The organism is Micromonospora sp. ABR4_055, assembly GCF_056160425.1.
This window is the reverse complement of record NZ_JBSWXD010000141.1, coordinates 1-18,050: the sequence shown is the minus strand read 5'-3', so window position 1 is coordinate 18,050 and position 18,050 is coordinate 1. Positions and strand designations below refer to the sequence as shown.

20 protein-coding genes are annotated in these 18,050 nt (G+C 71.2%); 8 read left to right on the top strand and 12 right to left on the bottom strand.

What is annotated here, in order from left to right:
* Positions 1-70 precede the first annotated feature (70 nt).
* A complete protein-coding gene (locus tag ACXAHD_RS25395; protein ID WP_281554847.1) occupies positions 71-397 on the bottom strand; it encodes a hypothetical protein in 327 nt (108 codons plus the stop codon).
* Positions 398-440: 43 nt separating this feature from the next.
* Positions 441-1,157 carry a MerR family transcriptional regulator gene (locus ACXAHD_RS25390; protein WP_475053688.1) on the bottom strand — a complete coding sequence of 239 codons (717 nt, stop codon included), beginning with the start codon at positions 1,155-1,157 and terminating at the stop codon, positions 441-443.
* A 90-nt stretch (positions 1,158-1,247) separates the two neighbouring features.
* Here ACXAHD_RS25390 and ACXAHD_RS25385 point away from each other — a divergent pair, with 90 nt between their 5' ends.
* Positions 1,248-2,414, top strand: coding sequence for an erythromycin esterase family protein (locus ACXAHD_RS25385; protein ID WP_281554845.1), 1,167 nt, complete (start codon positions 1,248-1,250; stop codon positions 2,412-2,414).
* Between the two features lie 25 nt (positions 2,415-2,439).
* On the opposite strand, the gene ACXAHD_RS25380 is transcribed toward ACXAHD_RS25385, so the two are convergent.
* The gene (locus ACXAHD_RS25380; protein WP_281554844.1) at positions 2,440-2,910 is read right to left on the bottom strand and encodes a DUF6194 family protein; all 471 of its coding nucleotides are present in this window, start codon (positions 2,908-2,910) and stop codon (positions 2,440-2,442) included.
* Positions 2,911-2,996: 86 nt separating this feature from the next.
* On the opposite strand from ACXAHD_RS25380, the gene ACXAHD_RS25375 reads away from it, so the two are divergent.
* The gene (locus ACXAHD_RS25375) at positions 2,997-3,782 is read left to right on the top strand and encodes a MerR family transcriptional regulator (RefSeq protein ID WP_281554843.1); all 786 of its coding nucleotides are present in this window, start codon (positions 2,997-2,999) and stop codon (positions 3,780-3,782) included.
* On the top strand, positions 3,779-4,228 hold the full coding sequence (locus ACXAHD_RS25370; protein ID WP_281554842.1) for a hypothetical protein: 450 nt from the start codon (positions 3,779-3,781) through the stop codon (positions 4,226-4,228). The genes ACXAHD_RS25375 and ACXAHD_RS25370 overlap by 4 nt, the downstream gene beginning before the upstream one ends.
* A gap of 52 nt (positions 4,229-4,280) precedes the next feature.
* Here the strand turns inward: ACXAHD_RS25370 and ACXAHD_RS25365 are convergent, their stop codons facing one another.
* Complete coding sequence (locus ACXAHD_RS25365; RefSeq protein WP_281554841.1) at positions 4,281-5,060, bottom strand: class I SAM-dependent methyltransferase; 780 nt, start codon at positions 5,058-5,060, stop codon at positions 4,281-4,283.
* Between the two features lie 271 nt (positions 5,061-5,331).
* Here ACXAHD_RS25365 and ACXAHD_RS25360 point away from each other — a divergent pair, with 271 nt between their 5' ends.
* On the top strand, positions 5,332-5,661 hold the full coding sequence (locus ACXAHD_RS25360) for a nucleoside triphosphate pyrophosphohydrolase family protein (protein ID WP_281554840.1): 330 nt from the start codon (positions 5,332-5,334) through the stop codon (positions 5,659-5,661).
* A gap of 37 nt (positions 5,662-5,698) precedes the next feature.
* Entirely contained in the window at positions 5,699-6,559 is an 861-nt protein-coding gene (locus tag ACXAHD_RS25355; RefSeq protein ID WP_281554839.1) for an ATP-grasp domain-containing protein, read from the top strand.
* Positions 6,560-6,567: 8 nt separating this feature from the next.
* On the opposite strand, the gene ACXAHD_RS25350 is transcribed toward ACXAHD_RS25355, so the two are convergent.
* A complete protein-coding gene (locus ACXAHD_RS25350) occupies positions 6,568-7,164 on the bottom strand; it encodes a sugar O-acetyltransferase (RefSeq protein WP_348650077.1) in 597 nt (198 codons plus the stop codon).
* Between the two features lie 112 nt (positions 7,165-7,276).
* On the opposite strand from ACXAHD_RS25350, the gene ACXAHD_RS25345 reads away from it, so the two are divergent.
* A complete protein-coding gene (locus ACXAHD_RS25345; RefSeq protein ID WP_289212824.1) occupies positions 7,277-8,416 on the top strand; it encodes a serine/threonine protein kinase in 1,140 nt (379 codons plus the stop codon).
* Between the two features lie 243 nt (positions 8,417-8,659).
* On the top strand, positions 8,660-9,001 hold the full coding sequence (locus tag ACXAHD_RS25340) for an RNA polymerase-binding protein RbpA (RefSeq protein WP_123601539.1): 342 nt from the start codon (positions 8,660-8,662) through the stop codon (positions 8,999-9,001).
* A 104-nt stretch (positions 9,002-9,105) separates the two neighbouring features.
* Here the strand turns inward: ACXAHD_RS25340 and ACXAHD_RS25335 are convergent, their stop codons facing one another.
* From ACXAHD_RS25335 to ACXAHD_RS25320, 4 genes are all read right to left on the bottom strand, one after another.
* Complete coding sequence (locus ACXAHD_RS25335) at positions 9,106-9,651, bottom strand: FxsA family protein (protein ID WP_289212823.1); 546 nt, start codon at positions 9,649-9,651, stop codon at positions 9,106-9,108.
* A gap of 56 nt (positions 9,652-9,707) precedes the next feature.
* Positions 9,708-10,511 (bottom strand): polyprenol monophosphomannose synthase, encoded by an 804-nt coding sequence (locus ACXAHD_RS25330; protein ID WP_278169043.1) that lies wholly within the window; start codon positions 10,509-10,511, stop codon positions 9,708-9,710.
* Positions 10,508-12,115, bottom strand: coding sequence for an apolipoprotein N-acyltransferase (gene lnt, locus ACXAHD_RS25325; RefSeq protein ID WP_281555582.1), 1,608 nt, complete (start codon positions 12,113-12,115; stop codon positions 10,508-10,510). Before lnt ends, ACXAHD_RS25330 begins: the two co-directional genes overlap by 4 nt.
* Positions 12,116-12,683: 568 nt before the next feature.
* Entirely contained in the window at positions 12,684-14,306 is a 1,623-nt protein-coding gene (locus ACXAHD_RS25320) for an amidohydrolase (RefSeq protein ID WP_475053676.1), read from the bottom strand.
* A gap of 182 nt (positions 14,307-14,488) precedes the next feature.
* Between ACXAHD_RS25320 and ACXAHD_RS25315 the strand changes: the two genes are divergently transcribed.
* Positions 14,489-15,880: a KamA family radical SAM protein gene (locus tag ACXAHD_RS25315; RefSeq protein WP_289212821.1), complete on the top strand. Its 1,392-nt coding sequence runs from the start codon at positions 14,489-14,491 to the stop codon at positions 15,878-15,880.
* A gap of 16 nt (positions 15,881-15,896) precedes the next feature.
* Here ACXAHD_RS25315 and ACXAHD_RS25310 read toward each other — a convergent pair whose 3' ends face one another.
* From ACXAHD_RS25310 to ACXAHD_RS25300, 3 genes are all read right to left on the bottom strand, one after another.
* Positions 15,897-16,085: a CsbD family protein gene (locus ACXAHD_RS25310; RefSeq protein WP_475053674.1), complete on the bottom strand. Its 189-nt coding sequence runs from the start codon at positions 16,083-16,085 to the stop codon at positions 15,897-15,899.
* A 228-nt stretch (positions 16,086-16,313) separates the two neighbouring features.
* Complete coding sequence (locus ACXAHD_RS25305) at positions 16,314-16,757, bottom strand: Lrp/AsnC family transcriptional regulator (RefSeq protein WP_281554833.1); 444 nt, start codon at positions 16,755-16,757, stop codon at positions 16,314-16,316.
* A 16-nt stretch (positions 16,758-16,773) separates the two neighbouring features.
* The gene (locus ACXAHD_RS25300) at positions 16,774-17,913 is read right to left on the bottom strand and encodes an acyl-CoA dehydrogenase family protein (protein WP_281554832.1); all 1,140 of its coding nucleotides are present in this window, start codon (positions 17,911-17,913) and stop codon (positions 16,774-16,776) included.
* Positions 17,914-18,050 lie beyond the last annotated feature (137 nt).

Here is an 18,050-nt window from a genome sequence, read left to right as displayed (position 1 = left end):
CGCGCGGTGAAACGGTAACCCGCCAGAACGCTGCGCGTGTCACGCGCGGCGTGGCTGGAATCGCCGCCGTTTAGGGCGGCGAGGATGTCAATACGGTGCCGGCATCACCGTGGTCGCCCCGTACGCGGGTGTCTCCGGCGCCTGGTTCGGCACCACCCACCACTGCGGCCTCCGTCGCCACCAGCAGCGGCGGCGGCGTCGGAACCTCGGCCAGTACCTCGCCGCCGCCGGTCTGCACATCCACCGCCCGCCGGGCGATGGCCATCTGACGGCCCAGCAACCGCGCGTACCCCCAGGACGGCCGCTGCTCGGTGGCCCGGCCGGCGAACCAGGAGAAGTCCCAGCCCGCCACCGGCACCGCCGAAGCCTCGGCGATCAGCTCGTCGAACGTCGACACCGGACGAGTCTGACCCGCACCGGGCGACCCGGGCCACCGAGAATCAGTCCGGCCCACCCGCAGCCGACCCGGCTGACGCCGCCGCCCGGACACGCAGAAAGGCGTCCAGTTCGGCGGCGCCGGCGAGCATCGCCCGACCCCGCGCGGACAACCGGTCCCGCCAGACACGCAGCGTCGACTCCAGCGGGGCGACGCCACCAGCGGTACGGACCTGTGTGATCAACGGCGCGATCTGCGCCAGCAGATGGCCACCCCGGCGCAACTGGTGGATCAGCATCACGTCGCGCACGTCGGCGGCGTCGTAGACCCGGTACCCGGTCCGCCGGTCCCGGCCCGGCCGGACCAGATTGGCGGCCTCCCAGGCGCGTAGGGTGGCCGGGCGCAGACCGAGCCGGGCCGCCAACGGGCCGATGAACGTCCCGCCACGCTCGGGCGCGACCGGCGCCAGATCACGCAGCGCTGCCTCGACCGCCTGCACGGTACGCCGGTCGTCGACCAACTGGCAGTGGCTGTCGTCGACGAGCCGCAGCGCGTCGTCGACGGCACCCCGGTTCACCGCCCGCATGATCGATGTCGCCGTGGCGTGACCGTGCCCGGCGACCAACGCGAGGAACGCCCGCAGCGCCTGCGCGTGCACCGGCGTGTAGACCCGGTAACCCGCGGCGGTCCGCGCAGCCGCCGGCAGGACACCGGCCTGCTCGTAGTTGCGCACCGCCTGAGGGGACAGACCATGCTCCCGCGCCAGGTCCACCGGCCGCACAGCTACCTCACTGTTTGAAAGTTGACGAGGCATCCCAGCGCCAAACGCACACAAACCTTACACCGTTGTTTCAACGATACCGTTGAAGGAATGGATATCACGGACACCGCCCGTCCAGCCGACGCTGCGGGCATCTCGGCATTCCTGCGGTCGCTGCCCGCCCGACCCCTGCTGCTCGGCCTCGGCGAGGCCCGGCACTTCGTGGAGGAACTGGGCCAGCTGCGCAACGACATCTTCCGACACCTCGTCGCACACGAGGGCTACCGGTCGATCGCCGTCGAAAGCGACTGCCTGATGGGCCTCGTGGTCGACGAGTACGTCACGGCGGGCACCGGCACCCTCGACGACGTCATGCGCCACGGCTTCAGCCACCAGTTCGGCACCTCACCGGCCAACCGAGACCTGGTCAGCTGGATGCGGGCCTACAACACCGACCACGACGACAAACTACGGTTCCACGGCTTCGACGGCCCCCTGGAGTACTGGGCGGCCAGCCCACGCCAGGCACTCACCGGCCTGCACGACCTGCTCGACGACCCGCCGCCCGGCACCCGCGACACCCTCGACTCGCTGCTCGGCCCGGACGACCGCTGGTCCGACCCGGCCACCGTCACCGACCCGTCCCGGTCGATCGGCCGGTCCGCCGACGCCCAGCAGCTCCGGCTGATCACCGACGACCTGCTGGCGCTGCTCGACACCCAGGCGCCGCAGCTGGACCCCGCCGACCGCGAACGGGCCGAACTGTACGGGCGTACCGCCGTCGGCCTGCTCCGCTACCACCACGCGATGGCCGACCCGTCCCCCGCCCGAATCGCCCGGCTGTCGGCGCTACGGGACGCGATGATGGCCGCCAACCTGCGGGCCGTCGCCGACCACGGCCCCGCTCTGGTCTTCGCCCACAACCTGCACCTGCAGCGCAACCGCAGCGTCATGTCGCTCGGCGACCAGCAGCTGCGGATGTGGAGCGCGGGTGCGATCACCGCGGCCCGCCTCGGCGACCGGTACGCCTACCTGGCCTCCGCCCTCGGCACCCTCGGCGACGACACACCACCGCCGGACACCGTCGAAGGTGCCCTCGCCACGCTGCCGTGGGACACTTGCCTCGTCGACGCCCGCCGACTGGCCCGGACCCTCACCGCAGCCGTCCCACGGGTCAGCCCCGACTTCGCCTACTTCCCGCTGGACCCGGCGCAGCTCGACACGGTCGACAGCGTCGTGTTCGTCAACCACGTCCCGCGACCGGGCACACCGCGGTGACAGCGGGTGGGCGCACGCCCACCCGCTAACTCCTGCCGTCCCGTCGTCGGTGGTGTGCGCCGGCGCGACGGTGTGCCGCGCGCAGCAGGTCACGCACCACGGCGTCGGTGCGTGGACCGGGGTCGACCACCGCCAGCCAGCCGCCGGCACCGTACACGGGATGGGCGAACACGGTGTCGGCGGCGGCCGGATCGACCCCGGCCGGGGCGGCCCCGCGAGCCTCGTGCCCGGCGTGCCGCAGAAAATCGTCGCGTCCGACGGCGACGTTGAGCCGGAACACACCCGGCCGGTCCAGGCGCGACGTCGCGTCGCCCGGGTAGTCCTTGGTGACGATCGTGGCGAACGGCTGCCGCCGGGTCGGGACCGTGCCGTCGGGCGAGACGTAGAAGAACGTGTCGCCCCAGCTGATCGGCGGTGTCCCGTCGCCGGACGCCGGTCTGAGGGTCAGTACGTCGCCGAGGCCGGCGACGAACGCGATGATCTCGTCCTGGGTCATACCTGAAGCGTTACATTGCAGTGCTTATGGAGACTTCACGATCCCGAGCACAGGTATCCGAAACGGAAGGTCTCCACTCGACTCGAATGCGCACCGTCGACGTCGCCCGGCGGGCCGGGTACGGCGTTCAGCAGATCCGAAACCTGGAACGCGACGGCATCCTGCCGCCGGCGGCCCGTACCGCCACCGGACACCGGGTCTTCGGGGAACTGCACCTGCAGTCGGCGCTGGCCTACCGGGCCCTGGCTGCGGCGACCGGACCGGCCGAGGCCCGCAGGATCGTCCAGGCCGCCCACCGCCGCCCGGCCGACGGGATGCTCGCCCTGCTCGACGCCGCCCACTCCCGGCTGCACACCGAACGCGCCGACCTGCGACAGGCCCAGCTGGCGGCCCGGGCCATCACCGCCGAACCCATCGACGACGTACGCGGCTGCGACGCGATGAGCATCTCCGAGCTGGCCACGGCGCTCGGCGTACGCCCGTCGACGCTGCGGCACTGGCACGCCGAAGGCCTCGTCGTGCCCGACCGCGACCGGGCGGGCGGACCCCGCCGGTACACTCCGGCCCAGGTCCGCGACGCCCGCGTCGCGCACCAGCTGCGTCAGGCCGGCTACCGGGTCGCGCCGCTACGGGCCCTGATGCCGCGACTGCGCTCCGCCGGGCGGTCGGCCGACATCACCGCCGCGTTGGCGGTCCGCGACGCCGACCTCACCGGCCGGTCCCGGGCCCTGCTCGACGCCGCCGCCGCACTGGCCACCGTGCTCGCGCTCACCGCCGCCCCGGACCACGCCCCGTCGGTCGACCGGTCGGGTCCGGCCGGCCGACTACCATCGGTGTCGCCGCGACATGCACGTTCCGGGAGCAGCCGATGACCGTCGACGCCACGCTCGCCCGCATCAACGACGGGGTGCAGCTGCACCACCAGCGCAGTCAACGGGACGCCGCCCGTGACCTGTTCGCGCGGATCTGGGACGAGATCGGCGGGCAGGACGGGGATCCGCTGCACGTCTGCGTCCTCGCCCACGCGATGGCCGACGTGCAGGACGACGTGCACCAGGAACTGCGCTGGGACCAGCGGGCCCTGGCTGCGGCCGACCTGCTCACCGACACCCGGGTGGCGCAGGCCGGGGTGGCCGGCCTGTACCCGTCGCTGCACCTCAACCTCGGCGAGTGTCACCGCAAGCTCGGTGACCTCGACCGGGCCCGGGAACACCTGCGGTACGCGCAGGCGGGCGTCGACGCCCTGGGTGACGACGAGTACGCCCGGCTGATCAGAGCCGGCCTGGACCAGCTGACGCAGCTGCTGGCGTCCGGGTAGGAGCACCAGCTTACGGACGCCATCGAAGAACGTGACCGGATTACCGTTGAAATCACTCCGCGCGCTGACCGATACGCAGGACACTCAGGTACCGGCGTGCCGCTCGGTCGCCCATGCGGCTACGGATGCGCTCGGCGATGGCGTCGAGCAGCGGCTCGCGGACGTCGTGGTCGAGCCTGCGGTACGGCGACTGCGAGCGCAGGAGGTCGGCGAACCCGTCGCCGTCGAACCACTGGACGGTGGGGTACCAGCGCACGATCGTGGGGCCGAACAGGCTGCCGGGATCGTCGACCAGTCCCCAGCCCTCGTCGGTGCTGCGCACGTCGCCCTCAATCGGCGGACGGCCCCAGTCGGGATTGCCGGGGGAGAACAGTTCGTGGAGATCGGCGGTCTCGGCGTACACCTCCGGCTCGCCGGGCCGGCGGATGACGACGTGGCCGAGCAGCGCCATCCAGCCCCCGGGGTGGAGCACCTCGCGTGCTCGCCGCCAACCGATCGCAGGATCGACCCAGTGCCACGCTGAAGCTGCCACGAGGAGGTCGAAGCGTCGACCGCGGTCGTCCCACTCCTCGAACGTCGACGACTCGACGGTGACGTTGCCGAAGGTAGCGAGCCGTCGGCGAGCAAGCGCGGCCATACCCGCGCCCGGCTCGATGGCGGTCACCGAACACCCGAGCGCCGCCAGCGAACGCGTCGCCTGACCGGTACCGCAGCCCACCTCAAGCACAGGCGACCTCTCACCTAGGCCGGTGATGGTGACGAGGTCGGCGAACAACGGGGCGGGGTACCCCGGCCGGACCCTGTCGTACAGCTCCGGCACCTCGTTGAACACTTGACCGAGGCCACGTCGATCCGCGCCTGCCACCGCACCACCCTCGCCGAGACCGTCGCCGACGTGCCGATTCTGACCGACGGGCGCCCGCCACACGAGCTGACGCCAGACCAGAAACGTCCGGGCACCACATAACTGTCATTATGGTGTAGTGCTTGTCGGCGCCCGAGGCTCCGCTTGGATTATTGGATAGCCGTTTCCGATAATCCGATAATCCGGCGACAGGGTGCGGAGCGGCGCGGGCGAGCGTGAACCGCCATACTGGTCCGCCATGGACCTGGACGACTACCAGCGCGGCGCCCTGCGCACCGCCACGCCACGCGACAAGAACAACGAACTGCTCCACCTGGTACTCGGACTCGTCGGCGAGTCCGGCGAAATCGCCGAGAAGTTCAAGAAATGGGTCCGAGACCACGACAGCGACGAGTCCAGACTCGACCGGGCCGACATCGCCAAGGAACTCGGCGACGTCCTGTGGTACGTGGCGACCCTCGCCGCCTACCTCGACCTGTCACTCAACGACATCGCGACCGGCAACCTGGCCAAGCTGGCCAGCCGCCAGAACCGTGGCGTACTCGGTGGCAGCGGCGACAACCGCTGACCCGGCCCGTCCACCGTCCGGGCCGTACGATCAACGCATGGTCACCCGGCTGGCATGGGTCTCCGCCCACGAGGCACGCGGACACGACGAGGACGAACCGCTGGCCCTGCCGGCGCTACGGCAGGCCGGCCTCGCCGTCGACGTGGTGGTGTGGAACGACCCTGCGGTGCGGTGGGCCGACTACGACCGGGCCGTCCTGCGCTCGACCTGGGACTACCCGCAACGGCTCGGACAGTTCCTCACCTGGCTGGAAACCGTCGAACAGGTGACGGATCTGCGTAATCCGCTACCGATGCTGCGGTGGAACCTGGACAAGCACTACCTCGCTGACCTCGACCGGGCCGGGGTACCCGTCACACCGACCACGTTCGTGGAGCCGGGGCACCGTCCACACTTCCCCGCCGGCGACTTCGTGGTGAAACCGGCCGTCGGCGCGGGAAGCCGGCACGTCGCCTCGTACCGGCCGGCACAGCACGACGAGGCGTACGCCCACGTCCGCAGACTGCACGCCGCCGGCACCAGCGTGCTGGTCCAGCCACGACTCACCTCGGTGGCCGACGACGGAGAATGGCCCCTCGTCTTCTTCACCGGCAGGTTCAGCCACGCCGCGAACAAACGGGTCCTGTTGCCCCACACCGACCCGATCGACGACCTGTTCGCGCCGGAAACCAGCACGCCACATGTCGCCGACCCGGAACTGATCGCCGTAGCGCGCAAAGCCGTCGACACCGTCACCGACTCGTTCGGCGTCCCGCTCTACGCCCGGGTCGACCTCGTCCGCGACGACCACGGCCAGCCGTGCGTGCTGGAACTGGAACTGGTGGAGCCCTCCCTGTTCCTGCCCCAGACCACACCGGCCGCGCTCGAGCGTCTCGTCGACGCCCTGCAGGCCGACTGACGCCCGCGTCACCCTCCGCCGGTCCGGTCGCCCGGCAGATCCCGCACCACCCGCGCCGGGTTGCCGACCGCGAGCACCCCGGCCGGCAGGCTCCGGGTCACCACCGACCCCGCACCGACCACCGTGTCCCTGCCGATCTCCACCCCGGGCAGCACGATCACCCCGCCGCCCAGCCACACGTTGTCGCCGATCCGGACCGGCTCCGCGGACTCCCACTTGTCCCGGCGTGCACCGGCCGCGAGCGGATGAGTCGGCGTCAACACCTGCACGTTGCAGCCGATCTGCACATCGTCACCGACGCTGATGGCCGCCGCATCCAACGCCACCAGCCCGAAGTTGACGAAGGTACGGGACCCGACGCTGATGTGAACGCCGTAGTCGACCCACAGCGGAGGCCGTACCTCGGTATCCTCCCCCACCTCGGCGAACAGTTCGACGAGCAGTGCCCGGCGCCGCTCACCGTCACGCGCCGACGTGCGGTTGTACTCCTCAGTCAGATCCATCGCCCGCAGCGACATCTCGACCAGCTCCGGATCGTCGGCACGGTACAGGTCACCAGCGACCATCCGTTCCCGCATCGACCGCCCAACACCGCCAGAACCCACCAGCCGACCGTACGCCGCACAGCCGGAACACACCCCGCGAAGCAGCCGAAGTCAGACCTGCGGCCACCACGACGGCGGTACGCGTCAGACCGGCAACTACACTTCGGCGGCGATGGACACCCCGCCGCCGGACACCGATACCGCAACCCGGCCCTGCGCACACTGCGGCGCACCCGTACCGCAACGGGCAGCCGCCGGCCGCCCCTTCCGGTACTGCCGCGACAACGACGGAGCCTGCCAACGCGCCTCCCGCGCCAACCGGATGCGCCGCCGCGACGCCCCTGGTCTCGCCGGCCAGATCGCCCGCAGCTGGGAACTCGTCGACCGCCTCGACCAGATGGTCGGCACCCTCACCGAGACACTGCACGCCGAACTCTCCCCAGCCGGCGTCGACCGTCGCGTCGCCGAAGTCCGGGCCGAAGCCGCCGCCACCCTCGCCGCCGCCCAGGCCGAACGCGACGACGCGCGGCAGCTCGCCGAAGCCGCCACGACAGCCGCCACCCAGGCACAACAGGCCGCCGCGCAGGCCGCCGCCCGCGCCGAAACCGCCGAGGCACGCGCCGGAACCGCGACCGTCGAAGCCGCGGCGGCCCGCCAGCAGGCCGCGCAGGCACGGACGGAACAGGCCGCCGCGCAGCAGCGGGCTGCTGCCGCCGCCGCACTGCTGCGGCAGGCCGAACACGACCGCGACACCGTCCGTGAACAACTGCAACAACTGACCCGGCAACACGACGACGACCGGCGCGTCATCGACGAACTCACCCGGGAGGCGGCAGCCGCCACCGCCGCAGCGGCCGACGCCAGCGAAGCCGCACGCACCGCCGACGACCACCGCCGGCAGGCCGACATCCGCGCCGACCGGGCGGGCGCGCAAGCCGAAGCCGCCCGGGCCGACGCCGCTCAGGCGCGCACAGAAGCCGCCGCCGCAGGTGAAGAGCTGCACCGGGCCCGCGCCGACATCGACCAGTGGCAGCGGCGCGCCGATGCGGCGCGACACCATGCCGACACCGCCCGCGTTGACGCCGACACCGCCCGGGCGGAGACCGCAGCCGCCGTCGCCCGCGCCGAACAGGCCCGACACACCGCGACGGAACTCGCCGCCACGCTCGACACCGCCCGGGCCGAACGTGACAACGCCCAGAACCGGGTCACGGAACTGTCCCGTCAGGTCAGCGACCTCGCCACGGCGCTGGCAGCGCTCAGCACCGCCCAGCGGCCGGTCGACAAGCCACCGGCGGCGCCGGCACAGTGACCTACATCGCATCAACATCGTCACCGATGTGCCAGACTTCGTTAACGCCGTGTTTCACCCCGGCGGCGACGGCGTCCGCGCACCAGTGACACGGCAGCAACGAGCATCGGCCGGATACGCTCGCACACGTCCGGGCGCGGGCCCTGCCGCTACCAGGCAGCGTCCGCTGACAGCGGGAATCGCCCGCCCCGGGCACATCGTTACACCTGAAGACCAGCACCACGACCGAGGGGATAGCCGATCATGGGCGAGCGCATGCTGCGCGGAAGCCGTCTGGGAGCAGTCAGCTACGAGTCCGACCGCAACACGGAACTCGCGCCGCGCCAGACCCGCGAGTACCTCTGCGCCAAAGGCCACCAGTTCGAGGTCCCGTTCGCCGTCGACGCGGAGGTGCCGGTGACCTGGGAATGCAAGTTCGACGGCAGCGTCGCCCGGCTGGTCGACGGCAGCGAACCGGAGCAGAAGAAGGCCAAGCCGCCACGCACCCACTGGGACATGCTCCTTGAACGGCGGTCGATCGCCGAACTGGAAGACATCCTGGCCGAACGTCTGCAGGAGGTCCGCAACCGGCGCGGCGGCGTCTGACCCACCCGCCCCCGCCGACCGGCGGGCAGACCAGACACCCGACGCCCCTGATGCCGTACGCCGGCGTCAGGGGCATCGTCACGCTCCCGCCCCGCGTTGCCCGCTCACCGCGGCGGGTCGACGATCTCCCCTTCGATCGTCGGACCACCCGCAGCGGTTTGCTGCGCGGAACCGTCCACAGACCCCGCCGGCGGCGAACCGGACGCCGACGGCGACGCCGGCGGCGGCGGATACACCCGCACCCGGCGCGGCCCGAACATCTCCCCCGCCGCCGCCGACGACATCCACCGCTCCGCAGCGACCTGAACCCGCCGCCGCACCACCCGCCGCACCTGCGGCACCGCCAACACACCACCGAACACGCCACTGACCAGCCCCGGCGACGCCAACAACACACCAGCGACCAACCCGAGCAGACCATCACTGACCTGCTCGCCGGGTGGGCGACCGGACTGCGCCGCCGCCCGGAAACTCCGCCAGGCGCGCGTCCCTTCCCGACGCAGCAGCGCCATACCTGCCAGGGAAGCGGCCAGCACCAACAGCAACGCCCACCCGTAGCCGATCTGATGGGCGATCAGCAGGAAAACGGCGACCTCCAGCACCAGACCGGCCGCCAACGCCAACGGGATCAACCGCACTCCCCGGCGCATGTCACCTCCTGCGAACGTGGCGTCACGTCACCTGTCCAGCATGGCACGCGCCGTCGTCACGGCCAGCGCGCCGACGCCGTGTCGCGACGCCGGCCGGTCAACCCGTCCCGGCGGGCCCGAACCCCCCAGACGGTCACCCGCCACAACGCCTCCCGCACGATCGACGCGCTCATCTTGCTCGCGCCCTGCTCCCGCTCCGCGAACGTGATCGGCACCTCGACGATGCGGAACCCCTCACGGTGCGCCCGCCAGGTCAACTCCACCTGGAACGAGTAGCCCTGCGACGACACACTCGCGTAGTCGATCTTGTCGAGCACCGCGATCCGGTACACCCGGTAACCACCGGTCGCGTCCCGCACCGGCATACCCAGCGCCAACCGCGTGTACAGGTTCGCCCCCTGCGACAGCACCCACCGGTGCCGCGGCCAGTTCACCACCTCACCGCCCGGCACCCACCGGGAACCGATCACCACGTCGGCGTCCCGCGCCGCGTCCAGCAGCTGCGGCAACTGCTCCGGAGCATGCGAACCGTCAGCGTCCATCTCGACCACCGCGTCGTAGCCACGCTCCCGCGCCCAGCCGAACCCGGCGACGTAGGCCGCGCCGAGACCCTGTTTCCCCGGCCGGTGCAGCACATGCACCTGGCCGTCGGCCGCAGCCAGCTCATCGGCGACCGCCCCGGTACCGTCCGGCGAGTTGTCGTCGGCGATCAGCACGTCGACCTGGGGCACAGCGTCGCGGATCCGGGCGGTGATCAGACGTACGTTCTCCGCCTCGTTGTAGGTGGGAACGACCACCAGCACCCGACCGACACCCGGGTAGCCCTCCGGGCCACCGCCCGCCGACACCGCCTCGCTCACCGTACCTCCGTATCCGAACTGACCACCCGCCGCCGCAGCCACACCGCGGCGACCAGCACCGCGCCGGCGAACACCACCAGCACCGCCTCGGGCCAGAAACCCATCCGAGTCGCAAGAGTACGCGTCGCCCCGAGCTCGAGCTCACTCACCACGGCGGCCGCCGTGTTGAACCGGGTCGGCTGCGACACCCGCCCATTCTGATCGACAAACGCTGATATGCCAACGGTCGACGCCATCAACCCGGCCCGACCATGCTCCACCGCCCGCAACCGCACCATCGCCAACTGCTGCGCCGCCTCGGCCTCATTGAACGTCGCGTTGTTCGTCTGCACCGCCAACACCTGTGCACCACCGGTCACCGTGTCACGGACCAACCCGTCGTAGGCCACCTCGAAACAGATAATGCCGCTGACCGCCACCGGACCCACCCGCAGCACACCCGGCTGCGAGCCGGCCACGAAATCCGCCCGGACCAGATCCACCTGATCGGTGACCATCCGCGCCAACCGCCGAAACGGCACATACTCAGCGAACGGCACCGGATGCCGCTTCACGTACACCTGCTCCACGTCGCCACCGGAACCCGGCTCCCACACCAGGCTCACGTTGCGCACCTCCCCGGCACCGGGCCCGTACGCCAACGCACCCACCAGGATCGGCACCCCGATAGCCGCCGCCGCCTCATCGATACTCGCCGCCGCCCGCGGGTCACGCGTCGGATCCACGTCGCTGGCGTTCTCCGGCCACACCACCAGATCCGGCGCCGGCACCTCACCGGCCGCCACCTGCCGCGCCAACCGGACCGTGCCCTGCACATGGTTGTCCAACACAGCCCGGCGCTGGGCGTTGAAATCCAACCCCATCCGCGGCACGTTGCCCTGCACGAGCGCTACCACCACCGAACCCGACGATCCGCCCCCCACCGGCACCAAGCCACCCACCAGCAGCACCAGCACCGCCGCACCGACACCCCCGGCCACCGGCGCCAAACCTCGCAACGAACGCCAGGAACGCCACACCCCCGCAGCCAACACCCCACCGGCCACCGCCACCACGAACGTCACCAACGGCGCCCCACCCACCGCCGCCCACGACAACACCGGCGAATCACCCTGACTGAACGCCAACCGCCCCCACGGGAACCCACCGAACGGCGTCCGACCCCGCAACGCCTCCTGCCCCACCCACAACAACCCGGTCACCACCGGCCACAGCACCACCCGGCGACGATCCACCACCGGCGACACGAACGCCGCCACCGCACCCAGCAACGCCAGGTAACCGGCCTGCAACCCCGACAGCAACACCCACGGCAAACTGCCCGTGTGCAGATTCGTCCAACTCAGCAACGGCGCGAAGAACACCACCCCGGCCACGAACCCCAGACCCGCACCCGCCCGCAACCGACGCCGATGCACCGCCACCGACAACACCGCCACCCCCACCGGGGCCGCCCACCACCAGCCGTACGGCGGAAAAGCCACCAGCAGCGCCGCGCCCGACAACACCGCCAGACCGATCGCCCACGGCAACCCCAACGGGCCACCCGCCGCCGCGACCGCCGCCGGCCCCGACCGCACCGGCGTCACCGCCGCATCCACCATCGCCACGTCGAGCCCCACCCGCCAGGCCACCACCCGCGGCAGCCACCGATCCATCCGACGAAGGCTACCGGCAAGCCCGCCCGACCGACGACGACAGCCACAGCCGGCGACGCACCGCCCACCGAACGAGAAATCGGGGCGCGGCCGATCCGGCCGCGCCCCGCGCTCCCAGGCCCCTCCCCCGCCGATGCGGCAGGACGACCGTACGGCGACCTTCGGACCGGCCAACCGGGAACTGGCTGCCCCCGACGGACCGTTGTCTACTGGCCCCGCACGACCACCTGCCCGTACACCGGAAAGTCGCGGCCGGTTCGCGCCGCCTCGCCGACCCTCGCCCACTGGACCTGGCCGATGCGGACACCACCCGTGGCAATCCACGAGCGGCACAACCACACTGCGACAACAGTCGCTCGGCCAGCGGACGAAGAAACGAAGCGAACAACAGCCGCTTCCCGTGGTAGGACTCAAAGACGGTACGCGGGCCACCCCCGGTGCTGTCAACCCGGCCCAGGAACATCGACCACCGCCACCGGCGTGTCATCACCGGCGTGTCACCGGCCGCCCCCGCTCACCCCACACCGGCCGCCGCCCGATCCGCCGCCACGAAGATCTCCCGCCCCCGCAGCACCGTCCGCAGACACCGCGGCAACGGCGTCGGATCCGCCGGCCCGCGCAGCGCAGGATCCTCCGCCACCAGGACCGGCAGGCCGTCCGCCGACACACCCGCCGGCGTCTCCCACACCGCGAACGTCGCCGCCGCCCCCAGCGCCAACGCCCCCTCCTGCGCGGTCTGCACCACACCCGGCGGCAACGCTCGCCAACCGCCCCTGGTGTGCGCGGCGAACGCCGACCGAACCGCCAACCGTGACGCCGGATTGAAGTGCGAAACCGCAGCCCGCACCCCACCCCACGGATCCAGCGGCGTCACCGGCGAGTCCGAACCGAATGCCAACGTGACACCCACCCCGTGCAACGCCCCGAACGGATTCGACGCCAACGCCCGGTCCACGCCCAGCCGCGCCGCGTACATCTGACCCTCACCACCCCACAACCGGTCGAACGCCGGCTGCACGCTGGCCACCACCCCGAACTCGACGAACGCCCCGATCACCCGCTTGTCGACCAACTCGACGTGCTCCACCCGGTGCCGGCCGGCCCGCAGCCGCTCCATCCCGACCTCGCCGGCCGCCACCGCGAAACCGTCCACGACCGCCGCCACCGCCGCGTCACCGATCGCGTGGAACCCGCCCTGCACCCCCGACCGGACACAATCCACCAGATGCGCCGCGACCTGATCGGCGTCCAGGAAACAACTGCCACAGCCGCCGCCGTCGACGTACGGCTGCGACAGGTACGCCGTCCGCGACCCCAACGCGCCGTCGGCGTACAGGTCACCACCGGCGGCCACCGCACCCAACTCCCGGGCCCGGGCCGCGCCCAGAAACTCCCCCCAGTACCCGTACACCTCCGGCAGGCCGTCGCCCGACATCGCCAGCACGGAGACGAAGTCGGACTCCGACGACGTCTGCGGACCGCCGCACTCGTGCACCGCCGCGATACCCGCGCCGGCCGCCGCAGCCAACGCGGCCCGCTGCGCCGCCGCACGCTGCGCCGGTGTCAACGACCCGAACGCCACCGTCCGCACCGCGTGATGGTCGTCCTCCCGCACCCACCCCGGCGGATCGGAGCGTTCCGCCAGACCCGGCACCGCCGCCAGCATCTCCGACGACACCAGCGCCGAATGGATCGACGCCTGAGACAGGTACACCCGCCGACCGCCCGACGCCGCCGACAACTGCCGCGCGTCCGGCGGCACCGGCCGCTGCCACGTCGACTCGTCCCACCCGTGCCCCAGCACCACCGCGTCAGCCGGCAGCCCCGCCGCGAAGCCGGCCACCCGGTCGACCAGCTCGGCCGGGGAACGCACCGACGACAGATCCAGGCCGGACAGCACCAGGCCGGTGTCGGTCGCGTGCACATGCGCGTCGACGAAGGCCGGAGTCACCAGCGCGCCGGCCAGGTCGACCACGACGTCCGCCGTGGGCGCGTCCGCGTCCGCGCCCAACCAGCCGATCCGGCCGTCGCGCACCAGCAACGCCGTCGCTCCCGGCACCGCCGGGCAGTACAACCTGCCGCCCCGGTACAGGACCACGGGCAGACCGGCCTCCGAACTCACCGTACGAGTCGTCATCTGCTCAGTCTGCTCCCCACCTGCGCGGGAGACGACAGCTGCCCACCGGAGCCACCGATCGACAACCGAATCACCACCTAGCACCTAGCAGGACCGGAAGACTTACGGCAGACTAGTCAACACACAGGAAATTATCCAGGAGTGCGGTACGCCCCACCGGACGCACCGAGCCAGGAGGACCGATGCCGCAACCCACCTCGGCGAACAGCCCCGGAACCACCCCGACGCTGCCCCAGCCGTACGAATACCAGCGCCGCGAACTCGTCGAACCCGACTGGACCCGACTACCCGGCTGGCGCGAGGTCACCCCCGAACAGTGGCAGTCCGCCCAGTGGCAACGGGCCCACTGCGTCAAGACCGTCGCCCAACTGCACGCCGTCCTCGGCGACCTCGTCGACGACGACTTCTACGCCGAACTCGGCGCCGATCAGAGCCGTCACGCCACCATGTCCATGCTGGTCACCCCGCAAATGATCAACACGATGGTGCCGGGCGGCGCACCCGACGGCGACTCCCTGCGGGCCGACCCCATCCGGCGCTACATGCTCCCGCTGGCCAGCGACCGCCGGACCGACTGGCCGTCCCACCCGTACGCCAGCCGCGACTCCCTGCACGAACACGACATGTGGGTGGCGGAAGGACTGACCCACCGCTACCCGACCAAGGTCCTCGCCGAACTCCTCGCCACCTGCCCGCAGTACTGCGGCCACTGCACCCGGATGGACCTGGTCGGCAACTCCACCCCGACCATCGACAAACTCCGCCTGACCCTCAAGCCCACCAACCGCTACCAGGCGCACCTCGACTACCTGTGCGGGCACCCCGGAGTTCGCGACGTCGTCGTCTCCGGCGGCGACGTGGCGAACCTCCCCTGGCGGCACCTCGAAAGCTACCTGCAGAGCCTGCTGGAGATAGACAGCATCCGGGACATCCGGCTGGCCACCAAGGCACTCATGGGCCTACCCCAGCACTGGCTGCAGCCCGATGTCGTGGCCGGCCTGGAACGCGTTGCCCGCACTGCCGCCAGCCGCGGCGTCAACCTCGCCATCCACACCCACGTCAACCACGTGCAGTCACTCACCCCGCTGGTCGCCCGGGCCGCCCAGACCGCGCTCGACGTTGGCATCCGCGACGTCCGCAACCAGGGGGTGCTGATGCGCGGCGTCAACGCCGACCTGCACAGCCTGCTCGATCTGTGCTTCGCGCTCCAGGGCGAAGCCGGCATCCTGCCGTACTACTTCTACCTCTGCGACATGATCCCCAACGCCGAGCACTGGCGGGTCCCGGTCTGGACCGCGCAACAGTTGCAGCACGACCTGATGGGCTACCTGCCCGGCTACGCCACCCCACGGATCGTGTGCGATGTGCCGCTGGTCGGCAAGCGCTGGGTGCACATGCTGACCGAGTACGACCGGGAGCACGGCATCTCGTACTGGACCAAGAACTACCGCACCTCGCTCGACGGCACCGACGACGACCTGGGGCGGCGGTACCCGTACTACGACCCCATCGACACGCTGCCGGAGTCCGGACAGCGGTGGTGGTCCCGGCAACGGACGACCACCACCGGCTGATCCGGCCCGCTGCTCGTCAGCCGCCGAACGCGTCCCGTACGTCGCGGCCGGCGTCCTTCGCATGCTCCCCCGCGTCCTTGGTCCGGGCCTTGCTCGCCTCGGCGGCGCCCTCGGCCCGCATCTGCTCGTTGTCGGTCGCCGCGCCGTAGCGCTCCTTCGCCTGGCCCTTGAGCTCCTCGGCCTTGTTGCGTGCCTTGTCGGTCATGCCCATGGTCGATCACTCCTATCGCGGTACTGACCGGACGGTTTCCGTCCGTGCTTCCTGCATGCCCGGCGTGGTGGGCTTCAAACGGTACGGGGGTTGGTGCGTGCCTGCGGCTGTGTAGGAGGATGCTGGGCACAGCGTCTAGCGCGTCCTAGGATGATAGGAAAGGGCTGGGTCTCGCAGTCCTGGCAGGGGACAAGCGGCAGCAGAGTCAGGACCCGTTCAGACTCAGACCAACTTTGGTGGACGCGACTCGTACGGGGTGGACAGCACCACCGTCGTCCGGGTGGTGACGTTCGCGGCCGTACGGATCTCCTGCAGCAGCCGTTCCAGGTCCGCCGGACTCCCCACCCGGACCAGCAGCAGGTAGAAGTCCTCCCCCGCCACCGAGTAGCAGGAGTCGATCTCCGCCAGATGCGACAGCCGTTCCGGGGCGTCGTCCGGCTGGGAAGGGTCGAACGGCCGGATCGCGACGAACGCGCTCAACGGCAGCCCCACCGCCTCGTACGACACCCGGGCGGTGTAGCCGTTGACCACCCCGCGCTGCTCCAGCCTGCGCACCCGCTGATGAACCGCCGACACCGACAGGCCCACCCGCTCGGCCAGCTCGGTGTACGACACCCGGCCGTCGGTGGTCAGCGCGGCGACGATAGCCCGATCAGTCTCTTCCACGGCGAGAAACCTACCGTCACCGGGCCAGTGCCCGGGAGATCACCACCCGCTGGATCTGGTTCGTCCCCTCCACGATCTGCAGCACCTTCGCCTCGCGCAGGTACCGCTCCACCGGATGGTCAGCCACGTAACCGTACCCACCGAGCACCTGGACCGCGTCGACGGTGACCTTCATCGCGACATCGGTGGCGAACAGTTTCGCCTTGGCCGCCTCGACGGCGTACGCCCGACCGGCGTCGCGTAACCGGGCCGCGGCCAGGGTCACCGCCCGGGCTGCCGCCACCTGGGTGGCCATGTCCGCCAGCAGGAACCCCAGGCCCTGCAGGTCGATGATCGGCCGGCCGAACTGCTCCCGCTGCCGGGCGTAGCCGACCGCGTGGTCGAGCGCGGCCTGGGCCAGCCCGACCGCGCAGGCGGCGATCCCCAGCCGGCCGGCGGCCAGTGCGGACATCGCCACACCGAAGCCGGTACCCGCGGCACCGACCAGGTGGTCCGCCGGCACCCGGGCCTGGTCGAACACCAGCTGGGCGACCGGGGAGGAACGCAGACCCATGGTCCGCTCCGCCGGCTGCGCCAGCACGCCGGCAGTGCCGGCCGGGACGAACAGACACGAGATGCCCCGCGTGCCCGGTCCGCCGGTGCGGCAGAAGACGTTGTAGAAGTCGGCCACCGCGGCATGGGTGATCCACGCCTTCGTCCCCGTCACCACGTAGTCGTCGCCGTCGCGAACCGCCCGGGTGGTCAGCGCCGCCGCGTCCGACCCGCCCTGCGGCTCGCTGAGGCAGTACGCACCCAGCAGCTCACCGCCGAGCATCTCCGGCAACAGCTTCCGTTGCTGGTCGGTGCCGTACTCGGCCACCGGATAACACGACAACGTGTGCACGCTGACCGCCTCGGCGACCGCCAACCAACGGCTGGCCAGCACCTCCAGCACCTGCAGATACACCTCGTAGGGCTGGCCCGCGCCGCCGTCGGACTCCGCGAACGGCAGGCCGAGCAGGCCGGCCCGGCCGAGAGTGCGGACCACCTCCCGGGGGAACTCGGCCCGTGCCTCGAAGTCGGCGGCCCGGCCGGCCAACTCCCGGTCGGCGAGCTCGGTGGCCAACTCGATCAGGTCGTACGCCTCGGGCGTGGGCAGGACTCGTTCGACGGTCATGGTGGGTGCGCTCCAGGATGGTGAGCGGGCCGGCGGAAGACCACAAGGGTGGGGAGGGGGGGGCAACTGGGACCCCAAACAGCTAACAGTCGGTTTGGCGTAGCCCCCTATTGGTCAAGGCACAAAAAAAAATACCA

Coding starts and splice junctions, on each gene's coding strand:
- ACXAHD_RS25385 (WP_281554845.1), top strand. CDS start 1,248: ATGGATATCACGGACACCGCCCGTCCAGCCGACGCTGCGGGCATCTCG.
- ACXAHD_RS25380 (WP_281554844.1), bottom strand. CDS start 2,910: ATGACCCAGGACGAGATCATCGCGTTCGTCGCCGGCCTCGGCGACGTA.
- ACXAHD_RS25375 (WP_281554843.1), top strand. CDS start 2,997: ATGCGCACCGTCGACGTCGCCCGGCGGGCCGGGTACGGCGTTCAGCAG.
- ACXAHD_RS25370 (WP_281554842.1), top strand. CDS start 3,779: ATGACCGTCGACGCCACGCTCGCCCGCATCAACGACGGGGTGCAGCTG.
- ACXAHD_RS25360 (WP_281554840.1), top strand. CDS start 5,332: ATGGACCTGGACGACTACCAGCGCGGCGCCCTGCGCACCGCCACGCCA.
- ACXAHD_RS25355 (WP_281554839.1), top strand. CDS start 5,699: ATGGTCACCCGGCTGGCATGGGTCTCCGCCCACGAGGCACGCGGACAC.
- ACXAHD_RS25345 (WP_289212824.1), top strand. CDS start 7,277: ATGGACACCCCGCCGCCGGACACCGATACCGCAACCCGGCCCTGCGCA.
- ACXAHD_RS25340 (WP_123601539.1), top strand. CDS start 8,660: ATGGGCGAGCGCATGCTGCGCGGAAGCCGTCTGGGAGCAGTCAGCTAC.
- ACXAHD_RS25335 (WP_289212823.1), bottom strand. CDS start 9,651: ATGCGCCGGGGAGTGCGGTTGATCCCGTTGGCGTTGGCGGCCGGTCTG.
- lnt (WP_281555582.1), bottom strand. CDS start 12,115: ATGGTGGATGCGGCGGTGACGCCGGTGCGGTCGGGGCCGGCGGCGGTC.
- ACXAHD_RS25320 (WP_475053676.1), bottom strand. CDS start 14,306: ATGACGACTCGTACGGTGAGTTCGGAGGCCGGTCTGCCCGTGGTCCTG.
- ACXAHD_RS25315 (WP_289212821.1), top strand. CDS start 14,489: ATGCCGCAACCCACCTCGGCGAACAGCCCCGGAACCACCCCGACGCTG.
- ACXAHD_RS25310 (WP_475053674.1), bottom strand. CDS start 16,085: ATGACCGACAAGGCACGCAACAAGGCCGAGGAGCTCAAGGGCCAGGCG.
- ACXAHD_RS25300 (WP_281554832.1), bottom strand. CDS start 17,913: ATGACCGTCGAACGAGTCCTGCCCACGCCCGAGGCGTACGACCTGATC.